General features: G+C 35.6%; 31 protein-coding genes and 1 pseudogene. 25 read left to right on the top strand and 7 right to left on the bottom strand.

The genetic code is table 11. From position 1 onward, the window contains the following. The first annotated feature begins 20 nt into the window (after positions 1–20). From G8O30_RS08365 to G8O30_RS08355, 3 genes are read left to right on the top strand one after another with little or no spacing between them, the layout of a single operon-like run. On the top strand, positions 21–1,298 hold the full coding sequence (locus tag G8O30_RS08365; RefSeq protein WP_239671639.1) for a S41 family peptidase: 1,278 nt from the start codon (positions 21–23) through the stop codon (positions 1,296–1,298). A gap of 26 nt (positions 1,299–1,324) precedes the next feature. Continuing rightward, positions 1,325–1,777, top strand: coding sequence for a DinB family protein (locus tag G8O30_RS08360; protein ID WP_239671638.1), 453 nt, complete (start codon positions 1,325–1,327; stop codon positions 1,775–1,777). Positions 1,778–1,792: 15 nt separating this feature from the next. Continuing rightward, the gene (locus G8O30_RS08355; RefSeq protein WP_239671637.1) at positions 1,793–2,227 is read left to right on the top strand and encodes a hypothetical protein; all 435 of its coding nucleotides are present in this window, start codon (positions 1,793–1,795) and stop codon (positions 2,225–2,227) included. 177 nt (positions 2,228–2,404) lie between these two features. Here G8O30_RS08355 and G8O30_RS08350 read toward each other — a convergent pair whose 3' ends face one another. Continuing rightward, positions 2,405–3,013 carry a GNAT family N-acetyltransferase gene (locus G8O30_RS08350; RefSeq protein WP_239671636.1) on the bottom strand — a complete coding sequence of 203 codons (609 nt, stop codon included), beginning with the start codon at positions 3,011–3,013 and terminating at the stop codon, positions 2,405–2,407. Positions 3,014–3,676: 663 nt separating this feature from the next. On the opposite strand from G8O30_RS08350, the gene G8O30_RS08345 reads away from it, so the two are divergent. From G8O30_RS08345 to G8O30_RS08330, 4 genes are all read left to right on the top strand, one after another. Then, positions 3,677–4,333 (top strand): Type 1 glutamine amidotransferase-like domain-containing protein, encoded by a 657-nt coding sequence (locus G8O30_RS08345; RefSeq protein WP_239671635.1) that lies wholly within the window; start codon positions 3,677–3,679, stop codon positions 4,331–4,333. Between the two features lie 102 nt (positions 4,334–4,435). Further along, positions 4,436–4,948, top strand: a complete 513-nt coding sequence (locus tag G8O30_RS08340; protein ID WP_239671634.1) for a GrpB family protein — start codon at positions 4,436–4,438, stop codon at positions 4,946–4,948. 177 nt (positions 4,949–5,125) lie between these two features. Further along, positions 5,126–5,566 (top strand): hypothetical protein, encoded by a 441-nt coding sequence (locus tag G8O30_RS08335; RefSeq protein ID WP_239671633.1) that lies wholly within the window; start codon positions 5,126–5,128, stop codon positions 5,564–5,566. Positions 5,567–6,013: 447 nt separating this feature from the next. Then, on the top strand, positions 6,014–6,403 hold the full coding sequence (locus tag G8O30_RS08330) for a VOC family protein (protein WP_239671632.1): 390 nt from the start codon (positions 6,014–6,016) through the stop codon (positions 6,401–6,403). 145 nt (positions 6,404–6,548) lie between these two features. On the opposite strand, the gene sigK is transcribed toward G8O30_RS08330, so the two are convergent. Continuing rightward, positions 6,549–7,283 carry an RNA polymerase sporulation sigma factor SigK gene (gene sigK, locus G8O30_RS08325; RefSeq protein WP_239674525.1) on the bottom strand — a complete coding sequence of 245 codons (735 nt, stop codon included), beginning with the start codon at positions 7,281–7,283 and terminating at the stop codon, positions 6,549–6,551. A 168-nt stretch (positions 7,284–7,451) separates the two neighbouring features. Between sigK and G8O30_RS08320 the strand changes: the two genes are divergently transcribed. Then, positions 7,452–7,604: a hypothetical protein gene (locus G8O30_RS08320; protein WP_239671631.1), complete on the top strand. Its 153-nt coding sequence runs from the start codon at positions 7,452–7,454 to the stop codon at positions 7,602–7,604. Between the two features lie 39 nt (positions 7,605–7,643). Here the strand turns inward: G8O30_RS08320 and pssA are convergent, their stop codons facing one another. Next, positions 7,644–8,183: a CDP-diacylglycerol--serine O-phosphatidyltransferase gene (gene pssA, locus G8O30_RS08315; RefSeq protein WP_239671630.1), complete on the bottom strand. Its 540-nt coding sequence runs from the start codon at positions 8,181–8,183 to the stop codon at positions 7,644–7,646. Positions 8,184–8,299: 116 nt separating this feature from the next. Here pssA and G8O30_RS08310 point away from each other — a divergent pair, with 116 nt between their 5' ends. Next, entirely contained in the window at positions 8,300–9,073 is a 774-nt protein-coding gene (locus tag G8O30_RS08310) for a phosphatidylserine decarboxylase (protein WP_239671629.1), read from the top strand. Positions 9,074–9,328: 255 nt separating this feature from the next. Here the strand turns inward: G8O30_RS08310 and sda are convergent, their stop codons facing one another. Then, positions 9,329–9,466 carry a sporulation histidine kinase inhibitor Sda gene (sda, locus tag G8O30_RS08305; RefSeq protein ID WP_239671628.1) on the bottom strand — a complete coding sequence of 46 codons (138 nt, stop codon included), beginning with the start codon at positions 9,464–9,466 and terminating at the stop codon, positions 9,329–9,331. 273 nt (positions 9,467–9,739) lie between these two features. Between sda and G8O30_RS08300 the strand changes: the two genes are divergently transcribed. From G8O30_RS08300 to G8O30_RS08265, 8 genes are read left to right on the top strand one after another with little or no spacing between them, the layout of a single operon-like run. Beyond that, positions 9,740–10,285, top strand: a complete 546-nt coding sequence (locus G8O30_RS08300) for a YqeG family HAD IIIA-type phosphatase (RefSeq protein ID WP_239674524.1) — start codon at positions 9,740–9,742, stop codon at positions 10,283–10,285. 10 nt (positions 10,286–10,295) lie between these two features. Continuing rightward, positions 10,296–11,399, top strand: a complete 1,104-nt coding sequence (gene yqeH / locus G8O30_RS08295) for a ribosome biogenesis GTPase YqeH (protein ID WP_239671627.1) — start codon at positions 10,296–10,298, stop codon at positions 11,397–11,399. Positions 11,400–11,414: 15 nt separating this feature from the next. Then, complete coding sequence (aroE, locus tag G8O30_RS08290) at positions 11,415–12,239, top strand: shikimate dehydrogenase (RefSeq protein ID WP_239671626.1); 825 nt, start codon at positions 11,415–11,417, stop codon at positions 12,237–12,239. A 44-nt stretch (positions 12,240–12,283) separates the two neighbouring features. Continuing rightward, positions 12,284–12,574, top strand: coding sequence for a ribosome assembly RNA-binding protein YhbY (yhbY, locus tag G8O30_RS08285; RefSeq protein ID WP_239671625.1), 291 nt, complete (start codon positions 12,284–12,286; stop codon positions 12,572–12,574). Positions 12,575–12,586: 12 nt separating this feature from the next. Then, positions 12,587–13,156, top strand: a complete 570-nt coding sequence (locus G8O30_RS08280; RefSeq protein ID WP_239671624.1) for a nicotinate-nucleotide adenylyltransferase — start codon at positions 12,587–12,589, stop codon at positions 13,154–13,156. Next, positions 13,146–13,709 carry a bis(5'-nucleosyl)-tetraphosphatase (symmetrical) YqeK gene (yqeK, locus tag G8O30_RS08275; protein ID WP_239671623.1) on the top strand — a complete coding sequence of 188 codons (564 nt, stop codon included), beginning with the start codon at positions 13,146–13,148 and terminating at the stop codon, positions 13,707–13,709. Before G8O30_RS08280 ends, yqeK begins: the two co-directional genes overlap by 11 nt. A 2-nt stretch (positions 13,710–13,711) precedes the next feature. Next, positions 13,712–14,077, top strand: a complete 366-nt coding sequence (rsfS, locus tag G8O30_RS08270; RefSeq protein WP_239671622.1) for a ribosome silencing factor — start codon at positions 13,712–13,714, stop codon at positions 14,075–14,077. After that, positions 14,074–14,811 carry a class I SAM-dependent DNA methyltransferase gene (locus tag G8O30_RS08265; protein ID WP_239671621.1) on the top strand — a complete coding sequence of 246 codons (738 nt, stop codon included), beginning with the start codon at positions 14,074–14,076 and terminating at the stop codon, positions 14,809–14,811. The genes rsfS and G8O30_RS08265 overlap by 4 nt, the downstream gene beginning before the upstream one ends. 73 nt (positions 14,812–14,884) lie before the next feature. Here G8O30_RS08265 and comER read toward each other — a convergent pair whose 3' ends face one another. After that, positions 14,885–15,715: a late competence protein ComER gene (gene comER / locus G8O30_RS08260; RefSeq protein ID WP_239671620.1), complete on the bottom strand. Its 831-nt coding sequence runs from the start codon at positions 15,713–15,715 to the stop codon at positions 14,885–14,887. Between the two features lie 123 nt (positions 15,716–15,838). Here comER and G8O30_RS08255 point away from each other — a divergent pair, with 123 nt between their 5' ends. From G8O30_RS08255 to G8O30_RS16260, 3 genes and pseudogenes are all read left to right on the top strand, one after another. Then, a complete protein-coding gene (locus tag G8O30_RS08255; protein ID WP_239671619.1) occupies positions 15,839–16,441 on the top strand; it encodes a helix-hairpin-helix domain-containing protein in 603 nt (200 codons plus the stop codon). A 56-nt stretch (positions 16,442–16,497) separates the two neighbouring features. After that, positions 16,498–16,944, top strand: a complete 447-nt coding sequence (locus G8O30_RS08250; RefSeq protein ID WP_239671618.1) for a ComE operon protein 2 — start codon at positions 16,498–16,500, stop codon at positions 16,942–16,944. Continuing rightward, positions 16,932–19,294, top strand: a pseudogene (locus G8O30_RS16260) (DNA internalization-related competence protein ComEC/Rec2). The gene G8O30_RS08250 and the pseudogene G8O30_RS16260 overlap by 13 nt, the downstream one beginning before the upstream one ends. A 133-nt stretch (positions 19,295–19,427) precedes the next feature. Here G8O30_RS16260 and G8O30_RS08235 read toward each other — a convergent pair. Next, a complete protein-coding gene (locus G8O30_RS08235; protein WP_239671615.1) occupies positions 19,428–19,562 on the bottom strand; it encodes a YqzM family protein in 135 nt (44 codons plus the stop codon). A 315-nt stretch (positions 19,563–19,877) separates the two neighbouring features. On the opposite strand from G8O30_RS08235, the gene holA reads away from it, so the two are divergent. Further along, the gene (gene holA / locus G8O30_RS08230; RefSeq protein WP_239671614.1) at positions 19,878–20,897 is read left to right on the top strand and encodes a DNA polymerase III subunit delta; all 1,020 of its coding nucleotides are present in this window, start codon (positions 19,878–19,880) and stop codon (positions 20,895–20,897) included. A 60-nt stretch (positions 20,898–20,957) separates the two neighbouring features. Here holA and rpsT read toward each other — a convergent pair whose 3' ends face one another. Beyond that, on the bottom strand, positions 20,958–21,212 hold the full coding sequence (gene rpsT, locus G8O30_RS08225; protein WP_239671613.1) for a 30S ribosomal protein S20: 255 nt from the start codon (positions 21,210–21,212) through the stop codon (positions 20,958–20,960). Between the two features lie 207 nt (positions 21,213–21,419). Here rpsT and gpr point away from each other — a divergent pair, with 207 nt between their 5' ends. The 4 genes from gpr to G8O30_RS08205 all read left to right on the top strand — a co-directional run bounded on the left by gpr (position 21,420) and on the right by G8O30_RS08205 (position 25,753). Next, the gene (gpr, locus tag G8O30_RS08220; RefSeq protein ID WP_239671612.1) at positions 21,420–22,544 is read left to right on the top strand and encodes a GPR endopeptidase; all 1,125 of its coding nucleotides are present in this window, start codon (positions 21,420–21,422) and stop codon (positions 22,542–22,544) included. 90 nt (positions 22,545–22,634) lie between these two features. Further along, positions 22,635–23,834: a stage II sporulation protein P gene (gene spoIIP, locus G8O30_RS08215; protein ID WP_239671611.1), complete on the top strand. Its 1,200-nt coding sequence runs from the start codon at positions 22,635–22,637 to the stop codon at positions 23,832–23,834. Positions 23,835–23,851: 17 nt separating this feature from the next. Continuing rightward, entirely contained in the window at positions 23,852–24,184 is a 333-nt protein-coding gene (locus G8O30_RS08210) for a DUF3679 domain-containing protein (RefSeq protein WP_239671610.1), read from the top strand. A 223-nt stretch (positions 24,185–24,407) separates the two neighbouring features. Then, a protein-coding gene (locus G8O30_RS08205) for an IS3 family transposase (protein ID WP_239671609.1) occupies positions 24,408–25,753 on the top strand; the annotation gives its coding sequence in 2 pieces (ribosomal slippage) (positions 24,408–24,870 and positions 24,870–25,753; 1,347 coding nt in all). Positions 25,754–25,827 lie beyond the last annotated feature (74 nt).

Raw genomic sequence — 25,827 nt, 5'->3', positions numbered from 1 at the left:
AAGAAATGAGGGATAGAATAGTGATACATATTTTTTACGAAATTGTTTCTATTATGGAAAATGATTATGCAGGCTGTAGAGATAAACAGAGCGCTACTACCTCCACAGAGTATTCAGAAGAAATAATAAAATTAAATAGTTCATCTAGAATTTCCAGAGAGCAGTTTGTAGAGTTCGTACAAAGTTACTTACGGAATTATGAAGATCATCATATATCTTTTAAAGATATGAACATTCATCCAGTCAAAAATGTACATAAGGGATTTAAAGTTAGGCGTTATGAAGAAGTTCTTTATATTACAGAGATATCCTCAGAAAATACACTAAAGGTAGGGATGAAAATACATTCTTTGGGTGGTAAAACAATCAAAGAATTGAAGCAAAAGCATATACATTTATTGAATGAAAATCACCCTGAGAGAGAAAATTGGACCCCAATTTTGACTAAGTATGACTATGGGGTAATAGAAGATCAACAAGGTAAAGTATATGAGATAGAATTTCAGAACTATAAGAGATCAAATTATGAGGCACGTTACACATTAGAAACATATGATAATAAAACATTGATTTTAACTATTACCGATTTTATGGATTCCGATGCAATCGCACGATTAATAAATGAAAATCAAGAATTATTAGTAGAAAAAGAGAATTGGATTATAGATGTAAGAGTGAATTATGGTGGAGCAGATGTCAGTTTTTATCATTTGTTACCATATATCATGCCTGAAGATGGTATAGATTTATTAGATACAGATGAATTTATGTTGTTTAACTGTACTTCTGCAAATGCCGATAAAGCTTTGAAAGAAATACAAAATGATTTAGAAAATACAAAAGATCCAGAAACCATTGCTTTTCTAAGAGTTTTTCAAAGAGAATGGGAAAAAAATAAAGGTAAGGGCTTTGTGCAGTTTGATTTTGCAGATATAATTCCAGACACTTTTGTGAAAGGGACTAAATTACCTAAAAAAGTTATAGTCTTGTCTGATACAATGTGTGGGAGTTCTGGAGATTCTTTTGTAGAAATATGTAAGAAATCTAATAAAGTTACTGTATTAGGTAGACCGACGAAGGGATTAAATGACTATGCAAATCTAGTAACGCAGGAATGGGAAGAAGGTTTTCAGTTTAGTTATCCTACTTCTAGATTATCACGTATAGACAAAGGTCGAGGAATGTCTAAAGTTGGAATTAAGCCAGATATATACATACCATGGACGCCTAAACACTTAGAGGTTGATGTAGATTTGGAATTTGCACTGTCTTTTATAAATAGATTTTATGTAAGTTGACCGAATTTTTTGAACAAGGAGATAAAATGAATTTACTTCACAAATATCAAGATAATGCGGAAAAATTTTCTGTATTTAAAAAATTTAGCAATTCAAATTTAACAACACCCATCGCCAAGGACAAATGGTCGCCCATCCAAATTATCGGCCATATTTTATACTGGGACATCTTTACCTTAGAAAAAATGATACCACTGATGAAGAATGGAGCAACCCTTCCTGCTTTTCCAGACCATGGTCAACATAACCACGAAGCTATGAAATATATTGAGCGATTTGTAGATGTAGATGAGATTATTAATGAGTTTGTCAGCACTCGGAATCTATTAGTAAATGAATTCGAGAACCTCGATAGGTCTATAACCTTTATTATTGAGAATGAACCAGGACCATACACTTTAGAGCGGTATATCAAAATCTTCTTGGATCATGATATTTATCATTTAAATCAAATAATGGAAAGCATAGGACAAAAATAAAAAGGGGGTATTTTTATGATTGGTAGAAAAATTAGTGCCGCTATACTAACCGTGGCTATTACTACTTTTCTTATGTTCCTTTTGGATGGAACTGGAGCAAGTCTGTTTATAGGGGTATATTCATTACCGATTGTATTGCTTTATGGAATTCCAACTTCTATCATATCAGATGGCTTAACGAAGAGATTTTCAGGGATAACGCAAAAGATAGTATCGCTTTTTCTTCATACATCAAGTAGTGTTCTATTTATCATTTTAGCTTTAGTCATTCTGGGGTTTCCAAAAGACTTTTCTATATACTATTTGATAAGTAACTTCTTTTTCCTATTAGCTGTCGTCTCATCTATCCTTGTTTGGTTAATGGATGAGGGGATTAAAAGTACTTTATGCTTGAAGTCGAAAGGGAAAGTTCTCTTTTATTTAAACAAATTAGGCAACATGAGATTGTAACGTTTTATTTATAAAAGTGGAAGAACATGAAAAAGAGTGCAAAGTTACAGTTGTAACAACAAATACAAAGATAAAAGCAATGGGAGAAAGTGTTCATAGCTTTTATCTTTCTGTTTTAGTATGCAGGATTCATTATCTAAGAAGTAATAAAGTTAGGTCCTTATATGTTTTATTAGACTAAGATTGGCCATTAAGATTACTTGCTTTTATTGTATTATGAAGTGATGAATGCTCTTCTTTTAGAATAGAGTACAGTTTAATATCTTGATGTTCTCCACTCTCTAGCTTCCATCCTTTTCTGATGGTCCCTTCATAAGACATACCTATTTTCTCCATGACTCTCGCGGATCCAACATTTTCTACAAAACATCTTGCTTGAATACGAACTAATTCCATATTGTTGAATCCATATGTAATTAATTCATTTGCAGCTTCTGTAACAATTCCTTTTCCCCAATACTCTTGTGAAAGCACATATCCAATTTCTGCTACTTGATGCTTTAGGGACCACGATACAAAATCTATGGTTCCGATGAATTTTCCATTTTCTTTATACTCTATTCCCCAAGGAGCGACTTTTTTATTTTCGTATTGTGAAAGTACATATTGAATAAATTCTTTAGTGTCATAGAGAGTATTATGGGTCTGCCAAGTAACGTATTTGGAAACTTCTTCATTAGACGCATAGGAATGCATTTCTTCAACATCCTCTAATGTTATTTTACGTAATGTAAGACGTGCGGTTTCTAATGTAGGTAAATTGCCATATACACTTTCAATATCCATTATGATCCTCCTATAGAAAAATGAATGCTTTGCATTGTTGCTAGCAGGGTAATTTACCATTTTAGTAGTTATTTAAAGAATATAATACCATTAATTCAAATTATTGTTTGTTTTAACTCGGAGTAATAGATAAAATTTTATTAAAGGTTAGCCGTTTTGAAAAAGGTCATTATCTTTTGAATTTTCAATGGGTGGCCTATTCAAAAAATACTTTTTAGTAAAAGGTATCCTAATGTTTAATCACCCTTTTATATTCTTTGGGGCAGTTATGGGTTTTGGGTCGGCACCGGATTATACGCCGAAGATAGAATTATTTAAGGCTATGTTAGCGGTTGCGATTACTGGTTCATGTCCTAATTTAATCGTGTTTCTTATTGCTGCTTTTCGTAAGGATAATATCAAGGTGAATCTTATGTGGTCTTTCGTGTTTTTCTGTTTTATATTCTCGTCTTATTTAGCTATTTTTTGGTCAGTTCTGGACTAATTTAAAATACACCCCTGTCCATAGATGAACCTTTAGACAGGGGGTTCGTTTTATTTCATATTTACACTTTTTTTTATTATTTAGGTGTGAATCAAGTTAATCAATTATTCCATTTTCGAGAGAAAATAGAATAAGTAAAGCAAGCAATAAATGTTGTTTGCACTTTAATAGGGGGACTTATGAAAACTCATTATTATTTAGGTTGGTTTAATAATTATTTTCCAGATAATCTATCCAAAGTGTTACAAGAGGATATAACTGAAAGAAAATCACTCGCTATGATTAGCGCAGATCCTTCTATTTATGAAAACGATGGGGCTACTGAACGCTCATGGCTTGACCATGCTGGTATTATGTTTGAGGAATATCATTTAATTAATTATCGTGTACAGAAGGAAGAAGCCCAAGCAATCATTGAAAATGCTTCCGTTATTTTCTTGTTGGGAGGGGACATTCTTAAACTGCATAGCTTTTTGGAGGAATATGAATTGTCGGATTTGATAAAAAAGAGCTACGCCGTTGTTTTAGGAGCAAGCGCTGGTGCAATCAATATGTCAGCTAAGTGGTTATGCTCGAAAAACATTGGAGATAAAGTTGAAGTGAACACAGTGTATGAAGGAATCGGTCTTGATATTTTTTCTATCCTTTCTCATTTTGATCTTGAAAACAACATGGAGCTAGTGCAAAGCGAACTATCTGTGTTATCCGAAGAAATCGATATCTATGTATCGAACAAAGATTGTGCTTTACGTACAAAGGGAGACAAAATCGATGTAATAGGGGATATTTATTTGCTTTCCAATTCAAAGTTTCAAAAATTGGATGAGACGTTCTAGTTTTAGTGCAAGTAAATAAAGTGGTTTATGTACGTCACTTTCTCTTCTTAACTAAGTGGTGTTATTTGCTTTTCATTTTAAAAAGAATAGGGGGATTATGAGATGATTGGTCAAAAAAGAGGTACAGTGTCTCTCATACATTATAAAGAAGAATGGAGTGAAATCTTTCATAAAGATAAAAATATGATACTTCAAATATTAGGAAATAATATTGTGGATATTCAACATGTTGGTAGTACAGCAATACCAGGTATTTCAGCTAAACCTATAATAGATATATTAGTTGGGCTTAAGAATATTTTTGAAACAGAGAGTTTCATTTCAAAACTTGAAGAGAAAAACTATAAATATAGACCTAATGCAAGTACAAAAGACCGTTTATTTTTTATTAAAGGCACAGAGGATTTTAGGACACATCATCTACATGTTGTTCAACACGACAGTAATGAATGGAATAGGATGATACATTTTCGTGACTATTTAAGGGAAAATGTAAATGTAGCTTTGGAATATAATAAATTAAAGGAAGAACTAGCAGTTAAATTTCCGAATAATAGAGAAGAGTACACTAAAGGGAAAGAAGATTTTGTCAAACAGATTGAGAAACTATTTTGATTTAACAGGAATAATCCATCGTCTAGGGCTAAGTTCAAGACAGAAGGTCAGGTGAATTGTCTTACTGAATTTAGTTATATAATTGATCGGTAGAAATAGAAATTTTTAGAATTTTATAAAGTCACAGTACCTAAAGGGAGTAGTGTAATGAGAACCAAATGTAAAGTATTATGATTTATGTTACTATCTTGTATTGTTTTGATTAGCTATAGCATTTATTGGTTTTTTGTACTCTTTCAACCACTTGAACATATAGGTACAACTTTTGATAGTGGAAAGATTGTATTCGAGATTCGTAACTTAGGACCGTCTCATTTAGTTGTAGAAAGTGTTGAATTTAACAAAGAAGCTGTAGAAGGATTAAAAGTAGGGGTAAGCTATAACGGGCATTCTGTTGTGGGTTCTGGCATATTGAATAGTCCTGACATTTTCTACTTACCACCTGATAGTTTAAGAGTCCTCCCTATGGATAGTAAAAATCATGAACAGTATGGTATTTTGATAGATTTCTTACCTACGTATGGTTCATTTGAAATTTCTTATTATTATATGGGGATAAAGAAAAGTCTAACAATAATGTTCAATGAGGATAAGTATCCTAATATAGAAAATTATTAGGTAACTTTTAAGGTGCACCTCAAAATTTGTCTTACTCAATCCTTACATATAGTTCACTAAACCTTTAGTGGCTTTGTGAAGACACAGTTCTTCTACCTGTCTTAATACCAATTGTTATATAAGTGTACTGTTAAGGAAAGTCAGGATTGGTATAAAAGAGGCATATACAATCAAATTTACTTTAAGGTGATAAATACAAATGGAGTTTTCTATCCGATTCTCTATCAGTGAAATTGAAAAGGTACAAGGGAGATTGTCTGAAGTATCACTAAACTAGATAATCCCTAAGATAGCAGCATTAAACTTTAACAGTGCCTGAAACAAAAGAATTCTGTAATAGATACCTATCTTTCCAATTAAACCAAAAGTTGCAACAGAGTTCCTCCTTCTTAATGATGTGATTCTGTATAAATTTGGTAAAATGAAATAGTGGAAAGGGGAGATAAAATGAATTATGTACAAGTTCGTGTTGCTAGACCAACAAACAATCTACAAGAAATCATTCAATTTTACGGAGAAGGATTAGGGCTGAAACAAATAGGACAATTTCAAAATCATGAAGGCTATGATGGAATTATGTTTGGTATGCCGGACGCATCCTATCATTTAGAATTTACACAACATAAGGATGGAACTCCTTGCCCTGCTCCAACAAAAGATAATTTACTTGTTTTCTATATTCCTATCAAAGAAGAGGTTATCCGCCTAGAGCGTCATTTAACATCAATGGGGTACAAAGTAGTCGAACCAGAAAATCCTTACTGGAATGAATCTGGAATTACGATTGAAGATCCAGATGGATGGCGTGTTGTTTTAATGTGTACAAAGGGGATTTAATTGACAAAGGACCCGTTAAGTTGTCAGTTGAAAATGGTAATGATTCAAAAAAATGAGGTTAGGGTTGTTCAATTTCCTTTTAAAAATTTCATTCTGTATAATGTGAAAAGTGCCGACCACATTCAAAAACGGTCGGCACTTTTCTTCAATTCTTCCGCTCACTCTCAATCTGCGCTTTACGCTCTTTCTCCGCACGATAAAACTCGTGGAACATCTTCATCAAAGCACGCTTTTCAATCCGAGACACATACGAACGAGAAATATTTAACTCCTTGGCAATCTCTCTTTGCGTCTTTTCCTTTAACAAGCCTAACCCAAACCTACCTACAATCACTTCTTTTTCTCTATCATCTAACACATCAATATACTTCTTTACCTTCTCTAACTCCATACTTAACTGAATTGTATCGATTACATCTTCTGATTCAGACTTCAGCACATCAATCAACGAAATCTCATTGCCTTCTTTGTCTTGACCAATTGGATCATGGAGCGAGATATCTTTTTTTGTCTTCTTTAACGCACGCAGGTGCATTAGTATCTCATTTTCAATACACCTAGCAGCATACGTAGCTAACTTCGTGCCTTTACCCTCAGAAAAGCTCTCAATTGCCTTAATAAGCCCAATCGTCCCAATCGAAATTAAATCCTCTGGTTCTTCTCCTGTGTTTTCGAACTTCTTTACAATATGAGCAACAAGACGCAAATTATGCTCTATTAGCAAATTTCTTGCATGCTCATCTCCCTCTTTCATCAGCTTCATATACTTACGTTCATCTGCAGCAGAAAGAGGTTGCGGGAAAGCATTGTTCTTAACATAGGAAACAAGAAACATCAATTCTTTTACAAAGTACGTTAACGTAGCTAATAAACTAGACATCATGCAGTCACCTCCGTAAGACGTGTGCCTATACTTCAACATATGTGAAAAATGGTGACAATTGCCTGTACCCAAAACGATTTCTTTTCCAATGTGCTGTACAAGTGGGTATATACCTATTCCAATAGGCATGTCCCTACATACGTTAATCATAGAGGAGGGATCTATATGCAAACTGTCTATCCAGGATATGGGTGCTACCCAGTGTATTATGGAACACCGGGATGTGGAGTGGGATTTGGAGGTTATTTTGCTTTAATCATCGTCTTACTAGTACTCTTATTCCTTTTCGGAGGATTTGGTTACTACTGCTATCATTAAACACAAAAAAACCAAGTGACTTAGGCCACTTGGTTCATTTTATACTTTTCGTAAACTAAATGTAGACACCATACATATAGAAAGCACAATGATAAGAAACATATAAAATGCTGGTGAAACAAACGCATAGAAGAAGTAACTAATTGTTAATAAACATCCAGCTGCTGTAATAGGTAGTCCTTGGAAGAATCCATTTTGTTCAGAAACATTAAAACGAGCTAAACGATAGGCACCAGCTGAAATATATAACACAATAACAATAATTCCTGCCGCATTAAATTCTACGATAACCAATTGATAAAGCAGGATAGCGGGTGCTACTCCAAAAGACAATAAATCACATAAGGAATCTAATTGCCTTCCGAATTCAGATTCAATGTTCAACTTTCTGGCAACCATTCCATCATAACGATCGGCTAGTGCAGCAACAAAAATAAAAATAAGTGCTAAAAGTAGTTCACCTTTGACACTAAAAATAATGGAGCAACTTCCTAGTGCAACATTTGTTAACGTTAAAATATTTGCTAAATTGGACTTAATCTTATGAAATGTTAAATCTAAAACATTTGAGATAAACATGTACATTCTCCTTCGTACTTGTTCTCTTTCCTAAAAGGTTAAGGTATAATAATACTTTATTATACGTGAAAAGAACACATTTATGGTAGAAAATTATTAAAGGTCGGTGAGTTTTTTTGAAAAAATTAAGCTATAGAATGTTTATTAGCTTTTTACAACATCCATTCTTCTCCAATCGTGCGTTTCAATTTACACGTTCACAGCGCAGTAAGAAATGGATTGAACGCTTTGTAAAAAAATATAACATTAATATAGAAGAAGCAGAACACCCTATTGACCAGTATCACTCTATTCACGACCTTTTTACTAGAAGGTTAAAAGAAGGTAGTAGGCCAATTGAAGAGGGAGAAAAGACAATTATTAGTCCTGTTGATGCATTTATAGAATCTTCTGGGAAAGTCTCTAGCGATCAAACCTTTACAGTTAAAGGTCAAGATTACTCTATCGTCGAGTTACTTGGTTCCACGGAGAGATCTAATCGCTACAAAAATGGAACATACCTAGTATTGTACTTAAGCCCAACAGATTACCATAGAATTCACACTCCATTTGATGGAAAGGTTCTCACTCATGCTGCACTAGGTGGAGTATCTTATCCTGTCAATCAATGGGGTCTTTTATATGGAGATGCACCACTTTCAAAAAATTACCGAAGACTGACAGAACTTGAAACGAGTTATGGTAGAATGACTATGGTCAAAGTAGGAGCACTATTCGTTAACACAATCGATCTATTAACGGAAGAAAAGGACTGGAAAAAGGGCGAAGAAGTAGCAATGTTCTCTTTTGGATCTACAGTAGTTCTTTTCTTTGAACGAGACAAAGTGAAACTGACTAAGCAGCAAGGTACTTCCATTAAAATGGGGGAATCTATTGCTGAGTGGGTGTAAATAGGATATAAAGGCGTCTTAAACTCACGAAGGCTGAGAAGTTCGAGTGCTAGGAGAGAATAAGAGCGTCTAAAACTCATGAAGGCCATGAAATTCCGGAGTTAAAAGAGAATAAGGGCGCCCCACCAGCTCCATTATTTAACGGAGACTCATCTAAGTACGAGCCACATCACGTGGCCAACGATGAGTTGTTACAGTTCACGTAACAAAAAATTCCTTATTGTATGTACAATAAGGAATGATCGGTTGGTAAAATTAAGAGGATTTTGCAACGAGATGTAAGGAACGGCGTTCAATTTCTTGGCGAATTAATGCAATGAAATCCTCATGAAGCCTTAAATCGACAGCTTTATAATAAGATTCAAGCAATAATTCGTTAGATAATTTAGACAAGACGAACACCTCCAGAAATTTTCTACAAGGAATGATTTCCCTGTAAGAATACTTTACCAAACCCCTCCCAGTAGAACAAGTGTTCCAGTTGTCCACAGACAGAGGTGGATAAGTTGTGGGTAATGTGAGGATAAAATAGGAAAAACTAGCAATATCAACTGGGATAATGTTAGTAAGTTTATCCACACCTGTAGAGAAAAGGGGAATTTTGTCGAATTATTTTTGTTCTATTTAGAAAAAAATGATATTTTGAGTTCTCTTCGTACATTCGTTATGATAGTACAAGCAGCTATAATAAAAGAGGTGTCCAGTGTGTTAAAACAATTTCTACCGAATGAATTCGTGAAAAGTATATTTGAAATTACCCCTGAATCATTAAAAAGTAAGGGGAAAACAGCAATCATCACTGACCTGGATAACACGTTAGTAGAATGGGATCGTCCACTTGCAACTCCGATGCTAATTCAATGGTTTGAAGATATGCAACGAGCTGGAATCAGTATTACGATTGTTTCCAACAATGCAGAAAAGAGAGTGAAAGACTTCTCTGATCCGCTAGGAATACCTTTCATACATCAAGCAAGAAAGCCACTTAACATTTCATTTCGTCGAGCGGTAAAAGCATTAGATAAACCAAAAGAAGAAATTGTTATGATTGGGGATCAATTAATGACAGATGTATTAGGTGGTAATAGAGCAGGACTTTACACCATCTTAGTTGTACCAGTTGCCTCAACAGATGGTTTTGTGACAAAATTTAATCGCCGTATGGAGCGAGTAATATTAGCCCAACTAAGAAGAAAAGGGCATATCCAGTAGGAGGACAAACATGGAAGAAGTAATTAGATGTGTAGGATGTGGAGTAGAAATTCAAACAGAAGACCCAACGAAGCTAGGGTATGCTCCAGCATCTTCTTTAGAAAAAGAACAAATTATTTGCCAACGTTGTTTCCGCTTGAAACACTATAATGAAGTCCAAGATGCAAGTCTTACAGATGATGACTTTTTAAAAATACTAAATAGCTTAGGAACAACAGAAAGTCTTATTGTAAAAGTTGTAGATATCTTTGACTTTAACGGTAGTTGGTTACCAGGTATTCACCGATTTGTAGGGAAGAACCCTGTATTATTAGTTGGGAACAAAGTTGATTTATTACCTAAATCCGTAAAAGCTTCCAAACTAGTTCATTGGATGAAACACGAAGCAAAAGAGTTAGGGCTAAAGCCGATCGATGTCCAACTAGTTAGTGCGGAAAAAGGATTACGTATCCGTGAATTACTAGAAGTTATCGAAAAATACCGTAATGGTAAAGATGTATACGTAATTGGATGTACGAACGTTGGTAAATCTACTTTTATAAATCGTATTATCCAAGAAGTATCAGGAGAGAAGAATGTTATTACAACATCCCATTTCCCTGGAACAACACTTGATATGATTCATATTCCATTAGACGACGGAACAACGTTAACAGACACACCAGGAATTATAAATCATCATCAAATGGCTCATTACGTCGGTAAGAAAACATTAAAGCTAATGACGCCGAAAAAAGAAATTAAACCAAAAGTATTCCAACTAAACGAAGAGCAAACGTTATATATCGGTGGCCTTGCACGTATGGATTATGTCTCTGGTGGACGTAGATCGTTCGTAGTTCATGTAGCAAACGATTTAACTATCCATCGAACAAAGTTAGAAAAAGCGGACAATCTTTATAAAGAGCACAAGGGAGAGTTGTTATCTCCTCCATTTGAAGAAGATGCAAAAGAATTGCCAGAACTAGTAAAGCACACGTTCTCTTTACCAGAAGGCAAAACAGATATCGTCTTCTCGGGTCTTGGCTGGATAACAGTTCCAGAACCAGGAGCTAAGGTGCAAGCTTGGGCTCCTAAGGGAGTTAATGTATCTATTCGCCCAGCATTAATTTAATCATGAGGTGAAGACATGAAACTAGCTGTTATTGGGTATCCCATTCACCATTCATTATCCCCACTAATGCATCAAGTTGAACTTGATGCATTAGGTATTCAAGGGAACTATACAAGAATAGAAATACACCCGAATGATTTTACAGAGAAAGTTACAAAATTGTTAGATTCAGACATAACTGGTTTTAACGTTACGTTACCTTTTAAAGAAAAAATTATTCCTTACTTAGATGACGTTGATTCATCAGCTAGAGTAATAGGAGCTGTAAATACCGTTGTAAAAGAACAAGGAAAATGGATAGGGTATAATACAGACGGGGAAGGGTATGTAAGAGGGTTACTTCATGACTTTTCCTCATTAGAATTACCGCAATCCAAGGTGCTAATTATTGGAGCAGGTGGTGCAGCAAGAGGTATTATCTATTCCTTACTTCAATCAGGAGTACAAAAGAATCATTTAGATATTATGAATCGCTCTCTAAAAAATGCACAAAAATTATGTGAGGAATTTTCTCTTCCTACAGAAAATTCCTATTCCTTAAAGGATCAATGTACGTTACAATATGATATTGTCATTCAAACATCCAGTGTAGGACTGAAAAAAGAAGAAACACCATTACGCGCTTTCCGTATACAACAAGATGCTATTGTCTCTGATATTATTTATAACCCTTCAAAAACAGCTTTCTTAAAAATTGCGGAAGAGCAAGGTGCGATGATACAGAACGGACTTAACATGTTTGTCTTTCAAGGAGCATTAGCCTTTGAAAAGTGGACAAGTCACAAACCAAATATTTCGAGAATGAGAGACACTGTGCTAGGTGCTCTCAACTTAGATTAGAATGTACTTTTTAGTGAACAACCACTAAAAAGGAGGAGGATTTTATGTTAACAGGTAAACAAAAAAGATTTTTACGAGCAAAAGCTCATCATTTAACGCCAATTTTCCAAGTTGGAAAAGGTGGAGTAAATGAGAATATGACTAAACAAATTCAAGAAGCACTTGAAGTGAGAGAACTGATTAAAGTTAGTATCCTTCAAAACTGTGAAGAAGATAAAAAAGAAGTAGCTGAAGCGTTAGCGAAAGGCGCTCGTGCAGAATTGGTTCAATTAATTGGCTTGACTGTGGTCCTTTACAAAGAATCAAAAGAAAACAAAGAAATCGTATTACCTTAAGGAACAATAAATATGAAACGAATTGGACTTTACGGAGGAACCTATGATCCACCCCATATTGGTCATTTACTTGTAGCAGAGACAGTTTTGGAGTTCTTGGAGTTAGATGAAATATGGTTTATTCCAAATGCTTCTCCTCCTCATAAGAGAAAATCATTAGGTGTTTCCAATGAAGATCGAGTAAAGATGCTATCAGAAGCCACAAAAGACCACCCTGCGTTTAAAGTAGATGAAAGAGAAATGAATAGGGGTGGGGCTTCTTATACAGTTGATACGCTGAGAGAGCTAAAAGAAGAGTTTCCCGTTAATGATTTTTACTTCATTATCGGTGCGGATTCAGTAGAAACGTTACCAACCTGGAAAGAGATTGATGTTATGTTGGAGCTAGTTCACTTTGTTGCAGTTAACAGAGAAGGCTATCAATTGGAGACATCCTATCCCGTTACAGTTGTACCTTTTCAACCAGTTTCTATTTCCTCTACTGATATAAGGGAGAGAATTGCTTCCGGAAAGTCTATTCGTTATCGTGTTCCTACACAAGTTGAAAAGTATATAAGGGAGCGGAAATTGTATGAATCGTGAAGAAGCATTGGCTTTCGTAAAGCCTCATTTGACAGAAAAAAGGTATATTCACACGATTGGTGTAATGGAAACTGCCATTACGCTAGCTAGTAAATATGCAGTAGATCAAAAGAAGGCAGAGCTAGCTGCTATCTTTCACGATTATGCTAAGTTCCGCGACTTGGATGAAATGCGTAACATTATTGTTCAAAAATCACTAGATCCGTTATTGTTATCATTTCATTCAGAACTATGGCATGCTCCAGTAGGTGCCCTTCTAGTTCAACAGGAAATTGGGATAGTAGATGAAGAGATATTGTCTGCTATTAGGTACCATACATCTGGAAGAAAAGAAATGACGGAACTGGAAAAAATAATATACGTAGCGGACTATATAGAGCCAGGTAGAGATTTTCCTGGTGTAGAGGAAGTCCGTAAGCTTGCAGAAGTTAGCTTAGATGCAGCACTAAAGCAAAGTGTCAAGAACACAATCAACTTCTTACTAAAAAAAGAAGTACCAATTTATCCAGATACATTAAATTTATATAACTGGATTGTTACTAAAGGAGAGTAAGTATGACTCAAAAAGTAGAAAATTTATTAAAAACAGTAGTAAAAGCAGCGGATGATAAAAGGGCAGAAGAACTGTTAGCGCTAGATATGAAAGGTATCTCGCTTATTGCGGATTACTTCTTTATCGCTCACGGGAACTCTGACAAACAAGTACAAGCTATTGCGAGAGAGATCAAAGATGAAGCAGATAAGTTAGGTTATACAATTAAGCGTATGGAAGGCTTTGATGAAGCTCGTTGGATCTTAATCGATCTTGGAGATGTTGTTTGTCATATTTTCCATCGTGAAGATCGTTCATACTACAATTTAGAAAGATTATGGGGAGACGCTCCTAATGTCGACATTAGAGAGTGGATAACGCCTGAATGAGTTACCAACGCTTTGCTCTTGTCTATGATGAATTAATGGAAGATGTACCATATGACCATTGGTTAACTCACACAATAAATCAAGTAAATATCTACAATGAAAACGCAAAGACAGTTGCTGATATTGGTTGTGGGACGGGAACAATAGCTATTGAATTAGCAAAAAAAGGGTACGATGTAACTGCGGTGGACCTATCTGATGATATGTTATTTATAGCTTCAGAGAAAGCTCAAGAACAATCTGTATCACTTTCTCTTTACCAGCAAGACATGAGAGAGTTGTCTGATATTGGGCCATTCGATGTAGTGACGATTTTTCTAGATTCCCTAAACTATGTGACAGAAAAAGAGGAAGTAATACAGACACTTCAACGAGTATATGACATTCTTACACCTGGTGGTTTGCTACTGTTTGATATGCATACTACGTTCAAAGTAAAAGAAGTGTTTGAAAACCAATCGTTTTCTTTTGCTGGTGATGACATTTCTTATATTTGGACTTCCGTACCGAGCGGAAAAGAGAATGGAATCTATCATGATTTAGACTTTTTCCTGTTAGAGGAACAATCTGGTCTCTATGAACGTTTTTCTGAAACGCATGAGCAGAGAGCTTATGAAGAAGAGTGGATGGAAGAGGTATTACAGGAGATTGGTTTCTCTTTGGTGAACAAAGTAGGAGACTTTCAAGCAGATGATCACCCTGGTGAGAGAGTGTTCTATACTGTTAAAAAGTAAAAAACGCTGCAGGTTTTGCAGCGTTTTTTTTTGTGAAAAAAGCAGGGATTTTTTAAAATGTATAGAATAAGTATTAAGGTAAAAATTTTGCGATTTGCTTATCAATTACTTCTTTGTCTTCCACAAACCGAGCTTGCGTTGCTAAGAACACGTGATTAAATACTTTTCCTAACTCCTCATCCATTACTCTTATGCCTTCCCCGGTTACTCCACCTTTTACACAAACTTTTTCTTGAAGTGTTGGTAATGTGTAAATTTCTTTTTTAAGTAATTCTCCTAGTCCAATTAACATGTCACTCGCTAACTGTTCTGCTTCCTCGTGTGTAATACCTGTTTCTTCTGTTGCAGATTGAATAAATCTTCGTGTAATGTACGTAAAGAATGCAGGTCCACAACTCACAATATCGGATGAAACTCTTGTAATAGACTCCTCAATCTCCATCGGTCTTGAAAATTGACTTGCTACGTAACTCAACCAATCCTTTAATAAATCTGTACATCTATCGTCAAATGAAAGTAAAGATACTCCTGACAAAGCTCTGTTCGTGATACTTGGGATTAGTCTAGCGCATTGCGAAGGAATAAAATAACCTAGTTGATCTGTACTTACAGGACTTGTGATAGAAACGACTAAATGATTTTCGTGAAATTGTTCTTTATGTTCTTGAATAAACGGAAAAATATCATGTGGTTTTAATGCTAAAAAAATACAATCGCAAAATTCTAGAACCTCCGAGGCATGACGGAATACTGTTACCTCCGGATTTCCTTTTTTTATATTGAGTGCTTTCTGAATCGTTCTATTGGTAATGAATAGATCTGAAGGGGAAGCAGCGCCACTCTCAATAAATGCTTCAATAAGAATGGTCCCCATATTACCTGTTCCGATAACCCCGATTTTCAACGTACACCCCTCCTTAAAAGACGATGTTCATAACACTTTATGCACAATATTGTTTCATTATTCGAAGAAGTAAAAGGGGAAAGACGTAATGGGATTATTAGTAAATATAAAAGGAGTGTATAAATGGACTTTTTAGTTAATCGCAAATGGCTTATTGCTGTATTTGTTCTATTAGTTTTCATTGTATTTATATATCTGCAACAACCACCATCTCCTACTATGCAAGATTTATTGTCTGATTCGGATTCATCTGACTTAATGCTAGAAGAAAACATAAAAGTGGCGCCTGAAGTGGATGGGGTGGAAGAAGAGAAGTTTGTTGATGTTAAAGGATATGTAAAGAACCCAGGTGTCTATAAAGTAAAAGAGAATATGAGGGTAAAAGACATTATTGAGTTAGCTGGAGGATTTGATACCGAAGCTGCTGAAAGAGCTATAAATCTCGCTCAAAAAGTTAACGACGGTGAAATGATTTATGTTCCGTCCGTAGAAGAATTTATGGAGGAGTCTGTAGAACAAGAGGAAACGGAAAATAAAAGAGTTTCTATAAACCTTGGTACAAAAGATGAATTAGTGAAATTGCCTACTATCGGTCCGAAAAAAGCCGAAGCAATTATCCTTTACAGAGAAGAAAATGGTCATTTTACTACAATAGAAGAGATAAAAAATGTGAGTGGGATAGGAGAAAAAACGTTTGAACAATTAAAAGAATTTATTGATCTTTAGTGTGTTGACGGTAAGACAAGCCTTCTATAGACTATAAACAAGAGGGAGGGAATTAGATGCAAAGAATGGAATGGGATCAATATTTTATGGCGCAAAGTCACTTGTTAGCTATGAGAAGTACTTGTGAGCGATTATCGGTAGGAGCCACTATCGTTCGAGATAAAAGAATGATTGCTGGTGGATATAACGGGTCGATTGCAGGGGGAACACACTGTATAGATGAGGGGTGTTATGTTATTGATCATCATTGTGTTCGGACGATCCATGCAGAAATGAACGCTATCCTTCAATGTTCCAAATTTGGTGTATCAACAAATGATGCTGATATTTATGTAACGCATTTTCCGTGCTTAGCATGTTGCAAATCAATTATACAAGCAGGGATTAAAACAGTTCATTACGCGAAGGATTACAAAAATCATCCTTATGCAATTGAACTGTTTCGACAAGCAGACGTCGAAGTGAGAAAAGTACCATTTACACCTCCTCGATGGGAAGAATAATGAATAAGCGACTATCTGTTGAAAATATCAATTTACAAATGAAAGCAGGGAGAATGGTGTTACTTCCTGCTTATGTATTCAGTATAATAACCACTGTGCTTTTTTGGCTGCAAGAAAACCTTCTTTGGATTATGTTATTCTTTCTACTAACACTTCTTCATTTTCGCAAACTCCCTTTCCAATTCATTATTTTTCTCATACTTCAGAGTGCTTTAGTTTTTTTTCTGCTCTCCATCTTTCATCAAGCTGACTCTCTGCTTTCTGCCGGACCTTGGGAAGGGGAGATCTTGATTTCTGAAAAATCCAAGTGGAATGGGGATACGTTAACAGGGATGGGAGAAGTAAGAGTCAGGAGAAATAAAGAGAATATATTTATCAAATATAAATCCATCTCAGAACTGGAGAAACTAAAACTAAGTAACATGTTGTTACATGGAGGAAAATGTACCGTAACAGGAGTTTTCTCCTTACCTCCAACTGTGTCAAATCCATTTGTCTTCGATTTTCCGCGTTTTCTTACTACAAATAATACTTCCTTTGTTCTAGATATTGACCGCATCATAAAATGTGATATGGTCGGTAATACTTTTGCAAGATCTCCATTACTATTCTTTGTTAACAATAAGATGGATGGCTCAGAATGGACGAAGTACGTCTTATCACTTGTGTTAGGGGATAGATCGTTATTTTCTGAACAAGAAATAAATATCTTTCAGCAAACTGGAATCATTCACTTGTTAGCTATCTCTGGCTTACATGTGGGAATAATTATTGCTGCCTTAACGTTTATTAGTTTTCGTGTAGGTATGTTACGAGAAATTATATATATATGTTTGATTTTTTTTATCCCCTTTACATTTATATAACTGGTGCTAATCCGCCAGTAATTAGAGCAGGGTTAATGGGGATGATTCTGATAATTTGTATACTCTCACGATTAAAATTGCCTTCTTTATATGTTTTCTCCATAGTATTTATCACGTACCTTATCTACTCTCCACACTCCCTCTTGCATGTCGGTTTTCAGCTTTCCTTTATTATTACTGCGGCTTTATTACTTTCTTTGAGTCTAATGAAGGGTGTTTCTTCTATTTGGGCGTTAAACATCATTGTCACTACAATCTCTAGTTTAGCTTCTCTTTTTGTTTTACCTCTACATTTTTATACTTTTTCTACGATAGGATGGATGGCAAACTTGCTATTTGTACCTTACTTCACATTGATTTTGCTTCCTCTGAGCTTTGTTCTATTTATCCTCTTATTTGTACAACCTACATGGTTTTTTTATCTTGATTCAATCACTTCGTTTTTTCTTACGGTATGTGAAAATATATTGGGACATTTAAGCAGTCTCCCTTATAGCTTTCTTCATATTGGGAAATTTAATTTCATGCATTGGCTTCTATTTTCTATTCTTACACTTTTGTTATTCTATTTCTGGCAAAATAAAAAGAAAATTACTTTCCTGTTTATTTGTTGGTTGGTATTTTTAACGTTTAACTTCTATCCTTTAAACGGGTATGTAACCATGTTAGATGTAGGTCAAGGGGATGCTTTTGTTATAAGAGAGCCTTTTTCTTTAGGAGCTACCGTCATAGATACGGGAGGGGTGTTAATGTTTAATGAGGAGGAATGGAAGAAAAAAGATTCTGAATATAGTACTGGATACGATATTTTATTACCATATTTAAGAGGTATAGGGGCACAGCATATTGATCAGCTCGTTTTAACACACAGTGATGCGGACCATATGCAAGGAGCGTTAAAACTCATACAATTTATAAAGGTTAAGAAAATTGTTATAGCTTATCCTTCATTAGAGGATGAACTCATGCAAGAGTTACTTGCCGAGGCGAATTTGAGGGGAATTCCGATTCATACCGTCAAGCAAGGGGATGAATTACTCGTTTCAAAAAGAACTAAACTAAAGGTGCTTCACCCAAGTGATGTAATGTATCAAAGTAGCAATAATGGATCTATTGTGTTGTATGGGAAGATTGGTGGGTTGCGTTGGTTATTTACAGGTGATATAGAGGAAGCGGCGGAAAAAGATTTACTTGTTAATTACCCTTATTTAGAAACGGATGTGTTAAAAGTTAGTCATCATGGAAGTAATACTTCTACTAAAACGACTTTTCTAAAGCAAGTATCACCTAAGGTAGCTGTGATATCGGCTGGAAGGAACAATCGCTACGGTCACCCTCATAAAGAGGTCCTACATGCATTGGCGAGTTCACGAGTAAGGATTTATCGAACGGATCTTCATGGTGCTGTAACATATCGGTATAACTTTTTGGAACCTGGAACCTTTTGGACCTTTTACCCATATCATGAGACTATCACAGAATAAAGTTTATTATTTCCATAGAAAAAACACACTATAGATAGTGTGCAATAAGTTTTTTACCTTATACATTTCTTAAGGGCGGGAAAAGTATGCGCTAACATTTAACTCATCCCGCCAAATCATTCTCCCGTATACCTTATGACCCGATGAACTTAACCACCGTTGCAATAATAAAGATTGTTGCGAAGAAGCCAAAAGATACAACAAATCCTACTCCAGAGTCGACAGCATCGTTACGCTTTGACTGGACATTCTTTTCAAATTCGTTCACATATACCCCTCCTATTTCCATTTCAGTATAGCTGATTGTCAAATGAAAATCTATACCAATAATAACAATTCCTTTAATGACAAGAGTTAACACCTATAGAAAAATCCTTTTGTCACACACTATGACTATAGATCGGGGCCACCGTTTTAAGGGCAGAATCCTAGGCCTGCACTTGAGACGTTTACTATAGATTGGGGGAGAAAGAGAAGAATTAGGACACTTTCTCCCTCCATACATATTTGATTTTACTTGAAGTTTTCTTTCTGCTTCTTTACAGTAAAGCTAGTAAATGATTCGGCTAAAGGAGCAAGTGTAATGATTGCATTTTGGAAATCGCTTCAAAAAGAAGCACCAGCACCAATTTATTTAATATATGGAAAAGAATCTTATCTAATAGGTGAAACGAAAAATCGAATGATGATTCATTTTGTGGAAGAAGAGTCTCGTGACTTCAATGTGTCCATCTATGATATGGAAGAAACACCAATAGAAGTTGCTTTAAGTGATGCAGAAACGTTGCCTTTCTTTGGTGAACGTAAAGTGATTTTTATTGAAAGACCTCATTTCTTAACGTCGGAAAAATCAAAGTCAAAAGTGGAGCATGATTTAGATACTCTACTTCAGTATATTCAATCTCCATCTCCGTATGCTTCTGTTGTATTCCTTGCTCAATATGAGAAGTTAGATGAAAGAAAAAAAGTCACAAAACTGTTAAAAAAGCAAGGAGTTGTGTATGAGGCTTCTTTGCTAAACGCAGATGAATTGACTAATTGGGTAAACCAATCTTGTGCAGAAGCGGCATTTTCTATTCAGCCGCAAGCGATAGAACTTTTATTATATCGATCAAACTTTCAACTTCAAACTGTTGTAAATGAATTGGCAAAACTAATGTTGTATGCGCAAGATCAACAACGCATTACGTATGACATGGTAGAAGACTTAACGCCAAGATCACTAGAACAAAATGTGTTTGAGTTAGTAGAATGTACGGTAAATGGAGAAGTATCAAAAGCGCTACGAATTTATCATGATTTGAGGAAAATGAATGAAGAACCATTAAAATTATTAGCATTACTTGCTGGTCAATTTCGACTGATGTATCAAGTAAAAGCGTTATTACAACAAGGATATGGACAGCCCCAAATTGCCAAACAAATTGGTGTTCATCCCTTTAGGGTAAAATTAGCAGCCGGGAAAGTGAAAGATTTTCCAGCAGAGAGACTTCAAATGATTATGACTTTACTGGCAGAAGCAGATTTAGATATGAAGCGCTCGACAAAGCCCAAAGATATGATCTTAGAACTACTTATTGTAAAGTTTGGTACCTCTTCATAAAGAGATCGTACGAAAAAAGAGCCTCCATAATGGAGGCTCTTCTTCTATTCGTCATCAAAATTAAGCGTTAACTTTTTTCATTAGACGAGATTTTGTGCGGTTAGCAGCGTTTTTATGGATAAGACCTTTTTGAGCTGCTTTATCAAGATGTTTTGCTGCGTCTTGAATGAAACCATTTGCATTAGTGTCATTGCTAGTGATTGCAGCTTCTGCTTTCTTTACAGCTGTACGCATTGCAGACTTAAGAGTCGCATTGTGTGCGTTAGCTTTTGCAGTCGTTTTCACACGCTTAATTGCTGATTTAATATTTGGCATACCGTTCACCTCCTACAACGTACATCGAGATGATATATAACTCGACCATCACTTTTCCTTATACAAAGAACAAGTGATATTCTATCAAACAGTAGAGGATATTGCAATAGTGATAGAGTAAATTAACGCGTATGAATGATTGTCTTTTTTTTCGTCAAGGATAAGGAATAAGAAGTTTAGGTAGTACGATAAAGGAGGAAATGAAATATGGGACATTCACTAGATTTATCATCATTCTCGGTAAGAACGGATTTAGCAATGGAAGCTCATGCTTTAGCTTTAGATACAGCAAACGCTACGGTACATGCAGAAAAAAATATCTCAAATCTGGAAGGAGTCATTATTAAAGAAAGAGTAAATGATGACCTAACCATTACTTTAGTAGAAGTAGATGAAGCTGGTTCTTCTTCCATCGGAAAAAAGCCAGGTAAATATTTGTCTATGGAAGTTCAGGGAATTAGGCAACAAGACAGTGAGTTGCAACAAAAAGTAGAGAAAGTGTTTGCAAGAGAATTTAGTCATTTCCTCAAAGAAGCTGGGATTGGTCCAAATGCAAGCGGCTTAGTTGTTGGGTTAGGGAATTGGAATGTCACACCAGATGCTTTAGGTCCTTCTGTGTGTGAAAATCTAATCGTCACTCGTCACTTGTTTGAACTACAACCAGAGTCGGTATCAGAAGGGTATCGACCGTTAAGTGCATTAGTACCAGGAGTGATGGGAATTACAGGCATTGAAACTAGCGATATTATTAAAGGAGTAGTGGATAAATCAAAACCAGACTTTATTATCGCAATTGATGCACTTGCAGCAAGATCTATTGAAAGAGTTAACTCAACTATTCAAATTTCTGATTCTGGGATACACCCAGGCTCCGGTGTCGGTAATAAACGAAAAGAATTAAGTAAAGAAACATTAGGAATACCAGTAATTGCTATCGGTGTCCCTACCGTGGTGGATGCAGTTACTATTACTAGCGACACCGTTGACTACATCTTAAAGCATGTAGGAAGAGAGATGAAAGAAGGGGACAAGCCTTCTAAATCGCTAACGCCAGCAGGTATGACATTTGGTGAGAAGAAAAAACTGACAGAAGAAGATTTACCTGAAGAACATCACCGTAAATCTGTACTAGGGTTAGTAGGAACTCTAGAAGATCAAGAGAAGAGAAAGTTTATACAAGAAGTATTAGCTCCTTTAGGTCATAATCTTATGGTCACACCTAAAGAGGTGGATGTATTTATTGAAGATATGGCAAATTTAATTGCGTCAGGTTTAAACGCAGCATTACATGAAGCGATTGGACAAGATCAAGCAGGATTTCAAACAAGATAAGTCATTTTCTCTCATAACGGAAATTCTAGTTCTAGTAACTCTAGCAAGTGCATAACTTGTACTAGAGTGAATGAGAAAGGGATGACCGTTATGAGAAATAAATATCCTACTCCGATAAGTGTTACGTTTCCTATACAGCAGATGATGAAGTCCATTATTATGATGTTGTTATTTTTTATTTCGCTGTTTTCGCTTGTGGGAGTGTTATCTTCCCTACAAAATAATGTTCCTTTTAGTCAAAATCAATTGAAGAAAAGTATTCAATTAGTTGAACCTAGTGCATTATTTCAGCTATTAGCAATGGAAAATAAAGCGTTAGCGAGTGCTGCACCACAAGAAGAGCAATTCTTTACAGGAAATCAATTTATGAAATTAGTTTCCAATGTAAGACTAGAAGATCCTCGTAGTTTTCTAGGAAGGGAACTACCAGGTTTCTCTATCTTTGACTCTGTCATTTTAGTTGCTGGAGAAGGAACAGATTACACCAATTTACCGATAGAGTCTAACCCTCCTGCAGATTTCTTTAAAGGCGAGGAGCCGGAGTTAGTAGGAGATCCAATTCCGTCAGAAGAGCCTACTGAAGACCCAGTGGAGAAGCCTACGAATAATTTGACAACTGGAGACAGGAAGCCATTTTATATTTATTTTTCTCATAATAGAGAATCCTTCTTGCCTTATTTAAAAGGTGTGACAAATCCTGACTTAGCAATGCATTCTAAGATTAACGTTACCTTGATTGGAGATGAATTACAAAAACAACTCCAAAATAGTGGGATAGGCTCCATCATTGAAAAAACAGATATAACAGGAAGGTTACCGCATGGTAGTTACGGAAAGTCCTATATTGAGTCAAGAGAAGTAGTTACCGCTGCAATGCAAAATAGGAAGGATATTCAATATTTAATAGATATTCACCGTGACGCAGCTAGAAAGAATGTCACAACTCTAACTGTTGGAGATAAAAAGTATGCCAAACTATTCTTTGTCATAGGCGGTAAAAATAAAAACTATGAAAAAAATGCAGAGTTAGCTAACGAGTTACATCAAATGTTAGAGAAAAAAATTCCTGGTATTAGTAGAGGAGTTAAATTACAAGCTGAACCAGGTAACAATGGAATATATAATCAGGACTTATCTGAAAAGTCATTTTTAATCGAATTTGGCGGAGTGGACAATACATTTGAAGAGCTGAATGCTACAGCTGCAGTTTTTGCAGATGTATTAAGTGAGTACTACTGGCAAGCAGAAGGAGTTACTTCAACTGTAGAAGAAGATGCTAGTGAACAATAGGAAAGTAGGGGTCTAGATTGGGTAAATGGATGCTAAAGTTACTACCAATTGTGCTTATATTCTTTTTTGGTGTCGTTCTTGGTATGCAAAAAGCAAATGATGGAATGCGTGAAATGCAAGGGTACTCCTCTACTACTTTACACGAGCCAGTAAAATGGGAAGTCGAAGAAGACGAGGTAAGCGCAACTTTCATGGGCAACCAAGTGGGCTCATACGACATAACAGAAAAGAAAGAACAACTAGCAGAAATGGAAGCATTCAACGCATTCTCCTCCATGGGCCAAACATTAGCGAACTGGGTAGAAGCAGCAACAAAATCCACGATAGACTTCATAGGTTCGTTTTTCTAAAGATTGACTTAATTTTCACAAGGTGCATCCTATCAAATGGATGTACTTTTTCTCTTGGTCTTATATTAAATAGATATAAATTAGTAGGTAATTTCACAATAAAAGTGAGGGATTGGAGCGGAAGGGGGCGACTCCTACGGGAAAGGTGGGTTACTGAGACCCCACAGGAGTGAACTGCACCCCAATTGTTGGACACACATTCCACAGTTGGAGGTGTGTTTTTTTGTCCCAATTTTCTAAAGAACAAAAGTTACTTGCTGTTTATCGATATCAAACTGAAAATGTAAGTTATCGCTCGTTATCCAAAGAACTAGGAATTGATCCTTCGGTCCTTCGACATTGGGTGGCATTAGTTCACTATCATGGAGATACTGCGTTTTCCTTTCCCTATACAAACTATTCTTCAGCCTTTAAACTAAAAGTAATTAAATCCGTTAAAGGCTTGGACTATTCTATTAGGAAAGCAGCTGCTATTTTTCAAATTCCTGATCCTTCTATGGTGCGTAAATGGATTAGGAAGTGGGAAAGTCAAGGATCCCAAGCCTTTCAAGAAGAAGTGAGGCTAGTAGACATGACCAAATCAAAAAATACCAAACAAGATAAACAATCAAATCCATCAATAGAAGAACTTCAAAAAGAACTGGATTATCTGAGAATGGAAAATGCTTATTTAAAAAAGTTGAAAGCCTTAGTTCAGGAAAAATCACCAAAGAAATGAAAGCCAAGGTAATATATGAACTAAGGCATGAATTCCCCGTTAAAGACCTAGTTAAAGTAGCTAGAATTTCAAGAAGCACTTACTATTTCATTGTGAAGTGTTGGCAAAGAAAAGATCCTGATCGAAAATGGAAACGACGCATTAAATTCATCTATAAAAAACATAAAGGTCGATTAGGATATAGACGAATTACAGACATTCTCCAAGAAAAGGGTCACTGTATAAACAAAAAGAAAGTCTATCGTATCATGGGTGATTTGGGGTTACGCTGTATAGTAAGAATGAAAAAATATCAATCGTACATCAGTGGGTTCGGAAAAGCTTCTGAAAACATATTAAATCGTAATTTCCATGCCTCAAAGCCCAATCAAAAATGGGTGACAGATATTACGGAATTTAAACTATTTGGACAGAAACTATATTTCTCACCTATATTAGATTTATTTAATGGTGAGATTATTTCCTATACCCTTCAAACAAGACCGACATACGATCTAGTAGAAGATATGATGCTCCAAGCCCTTACTCGTAAAAAAACAAGTGATGATTTATTAATTCACTCAGATCAGGGGTGGCATTATCGAATGCCCCAATATCGTCGATTATTGAAAGATCACAATATCACCCAAAGTATGTCTAGAAAAGGAAACTGTTACGATAACGCAGTTATAGAGAACTTCTTTGGGATATTTAAATCAGAATTTATACAGTTAGAACAATTTGAGAGTGTAGAGCACTTCATACATGAATTAGAAAATTACATTTTTTACTACAATAACTTAAGAATTAAATCGAAACTAAATAGAAAAAGCCCAGTTGCCTATAGAAGAAATTATGAGCAAGCTGCTTAAATAATCTGTGTCCAATTTCAGGGGGGCAGTTCAGAGCGCGAACTATCGCGACGAGGAGGCTCAGCAACCCACCC

Source organism: Mangrovibacillus cuniculi (assembly GCF_015482585.1).
In the GTDB taxonomy this organism is placed as follows: Bacteria; Bacillota; Bacilli; order Bacillales; family R1DC41; genus Mangrovibacillus; species Mangrovibacillus cuniculi.
Note: the sequence above shows the minus strand (reverse complement) of the source record. Positions and strands in the feature narration are given on the sequence as shown.

Bases quoted from the DNA above. Each gene is read 5' to 3' on its own strand.
- G8O30_RS08250 (WP_239671618.1), top strand. From the start codon at position 16,498: ATGCAAAGAATGGAATGGGATCAATATTTTATGGCGCAAAGTCACTTG.
- pssA (WP_239671630.1), bottom strand. From the start codon at position 8,183: ATGTTTATCTCAAATGTTTTAGATTTAACATTTCATAAGATTAAGTCC.
- G8O30_RS08300 (WP_239674524.1), top strand. From the start codon at position 9,740: ATGATAGTACAAGCAGCTATAATAAAAGAGGTGTCCAGTGTGTTAAAA.
- holA (WP_239671614.1), top strand. From the start codon at position 19,878: ATGATTGCATTTTGGAAATCGCTTCAAAAAGAAGCACCAGCACCAATT.
- sigK (WP_239674525.1), bottom strand. From the start codon at position 7,283: ATGTCTAGTTTATTAGCTACGTTAACGTACTTTGTAAAAGAATTGATG.
- gpr (WP_239671612.1), top strand. From the start codon at position 21,420: ATGGGACATTCACTAGATTTATCATCATTCTCGGTAAGAACGGATTTA.
- G8O30_RS08335 (WP_239671633.1), top strand. From the start codon at position 5,126: ATGTTACTATCTTGTATTGTTTTGATTAGCTATAGCATTTATTGGTTT.
- spoIIP (WP_239671611.1), top strand. From the start codon at position 22,635: ATGAGAAATAAATATCCTACTCCGATAAGTGTTACGTTTCCTATACAG.
- G8O30_RS08265 (WP_239671621.1), top strand. From the start codon at position 14,074: ATGAGTTACCAACGCTTTGCTCTTGTCTATGATGAATTAATGGAAGAT.
- G8O30_RS08345 (WP_239671635.1), top strand. From the start codon at position 3,677: ATGAAAACTCATTATTATTTAGGTTGGTTTAATAATTATTTTCCAGAT.
- yqeH (WP_239671627.1), top strand. From the start codon at position 10,296: ATGGAAGAAGTAATTAGATGTGTAGGATGTGGAGTAGAAATTCAAACA.
- aroE (WP_239671626.1), top strand. From the start codon at position 11,415: ATGAAACTAGCTGTTATTGGGTATCCCATTCACCATTCATTATCCCCA.
- G8O30_RS08350 (WP_239671636.1), bottom strand. From the start codon at position 3,013: ATGGATATTGAAAGTGTATATGGCAATTTACCTACATTAGAAACCGCA.
- G8O30_RS08320 (WP_239671631.1), top strand. From the start codon at position 7,452: ATGCAAACTGTCTATCCAGGATATGGGTGCTACCCAGTGTATTATGGA.
- G8O30_RS08340 (WP_239671634.1), top strand. From the start codon at position 4,436: ATGATTGGTCAAAAAAGAGGTACAGTGTCTCTCATACATTATAAAGAA.
- rsfS (WP_239671622.1), top strand. From the start codon at position 13,712: ATGACTCAAAAAGTAGAAAATTTATTAAAAACAGTAGTAAAAGCAGCG.
- G8O30_RS08360 (WP_239671638.1), top strand. From the start codon at position 1,325: ATGAATTTACTTCACAAATATCAAGATAATGCGGAAAAATTTTCTGTA.
- G8O30_RS08255 (WP_239671619.1), top strand. From the start codon at position 15,839: ATGGACTTTTTAGTTAATCGCAAATGGCTTATTGCTGTATTTGTTCTA.
- yqeK (WP_239671623.1), top strand. From the start codon at position 13,146: ATGAATCGTGAAGAAGCATTGGCTTTCGTAAAGCCTCATTTGACAGAA.
- G8O30_RS08280 (WP_239671624.1), top strand. From the start codon at position 12,587: ATGAAACGAATTGGACTTTACGGAGGAACCTATGATCCACCCCATATT.
- G8O30_RS08330 (WP_239671632.1), top strand. From the start codon at position 6,014: ATGAATTATGTACAAGTTCGTGTTGCTAGACCAACAAACAATCTACAA.
- G8O30_RS08355 (WP_239671637.1), top strand. From the start codon at position 1,793: ATGATTGGTAGAAAAATTAGTGCCGCTATACTAACCGTGGCTATTACT.
- rpsT (WP_239671613.1), bottom strand. From the start codon at position 21,212: ATGCCAAATATTAAATCAGCAATTAAGCGTGTGAAAACGACTGCAAAA.
- yhbY (WP_239671625.1), top strand. From the start codon at position 12,284: ATGTTAACAGGTAAACAAAAAAGATTTTTACGAGCAAAAGCTCATCAT.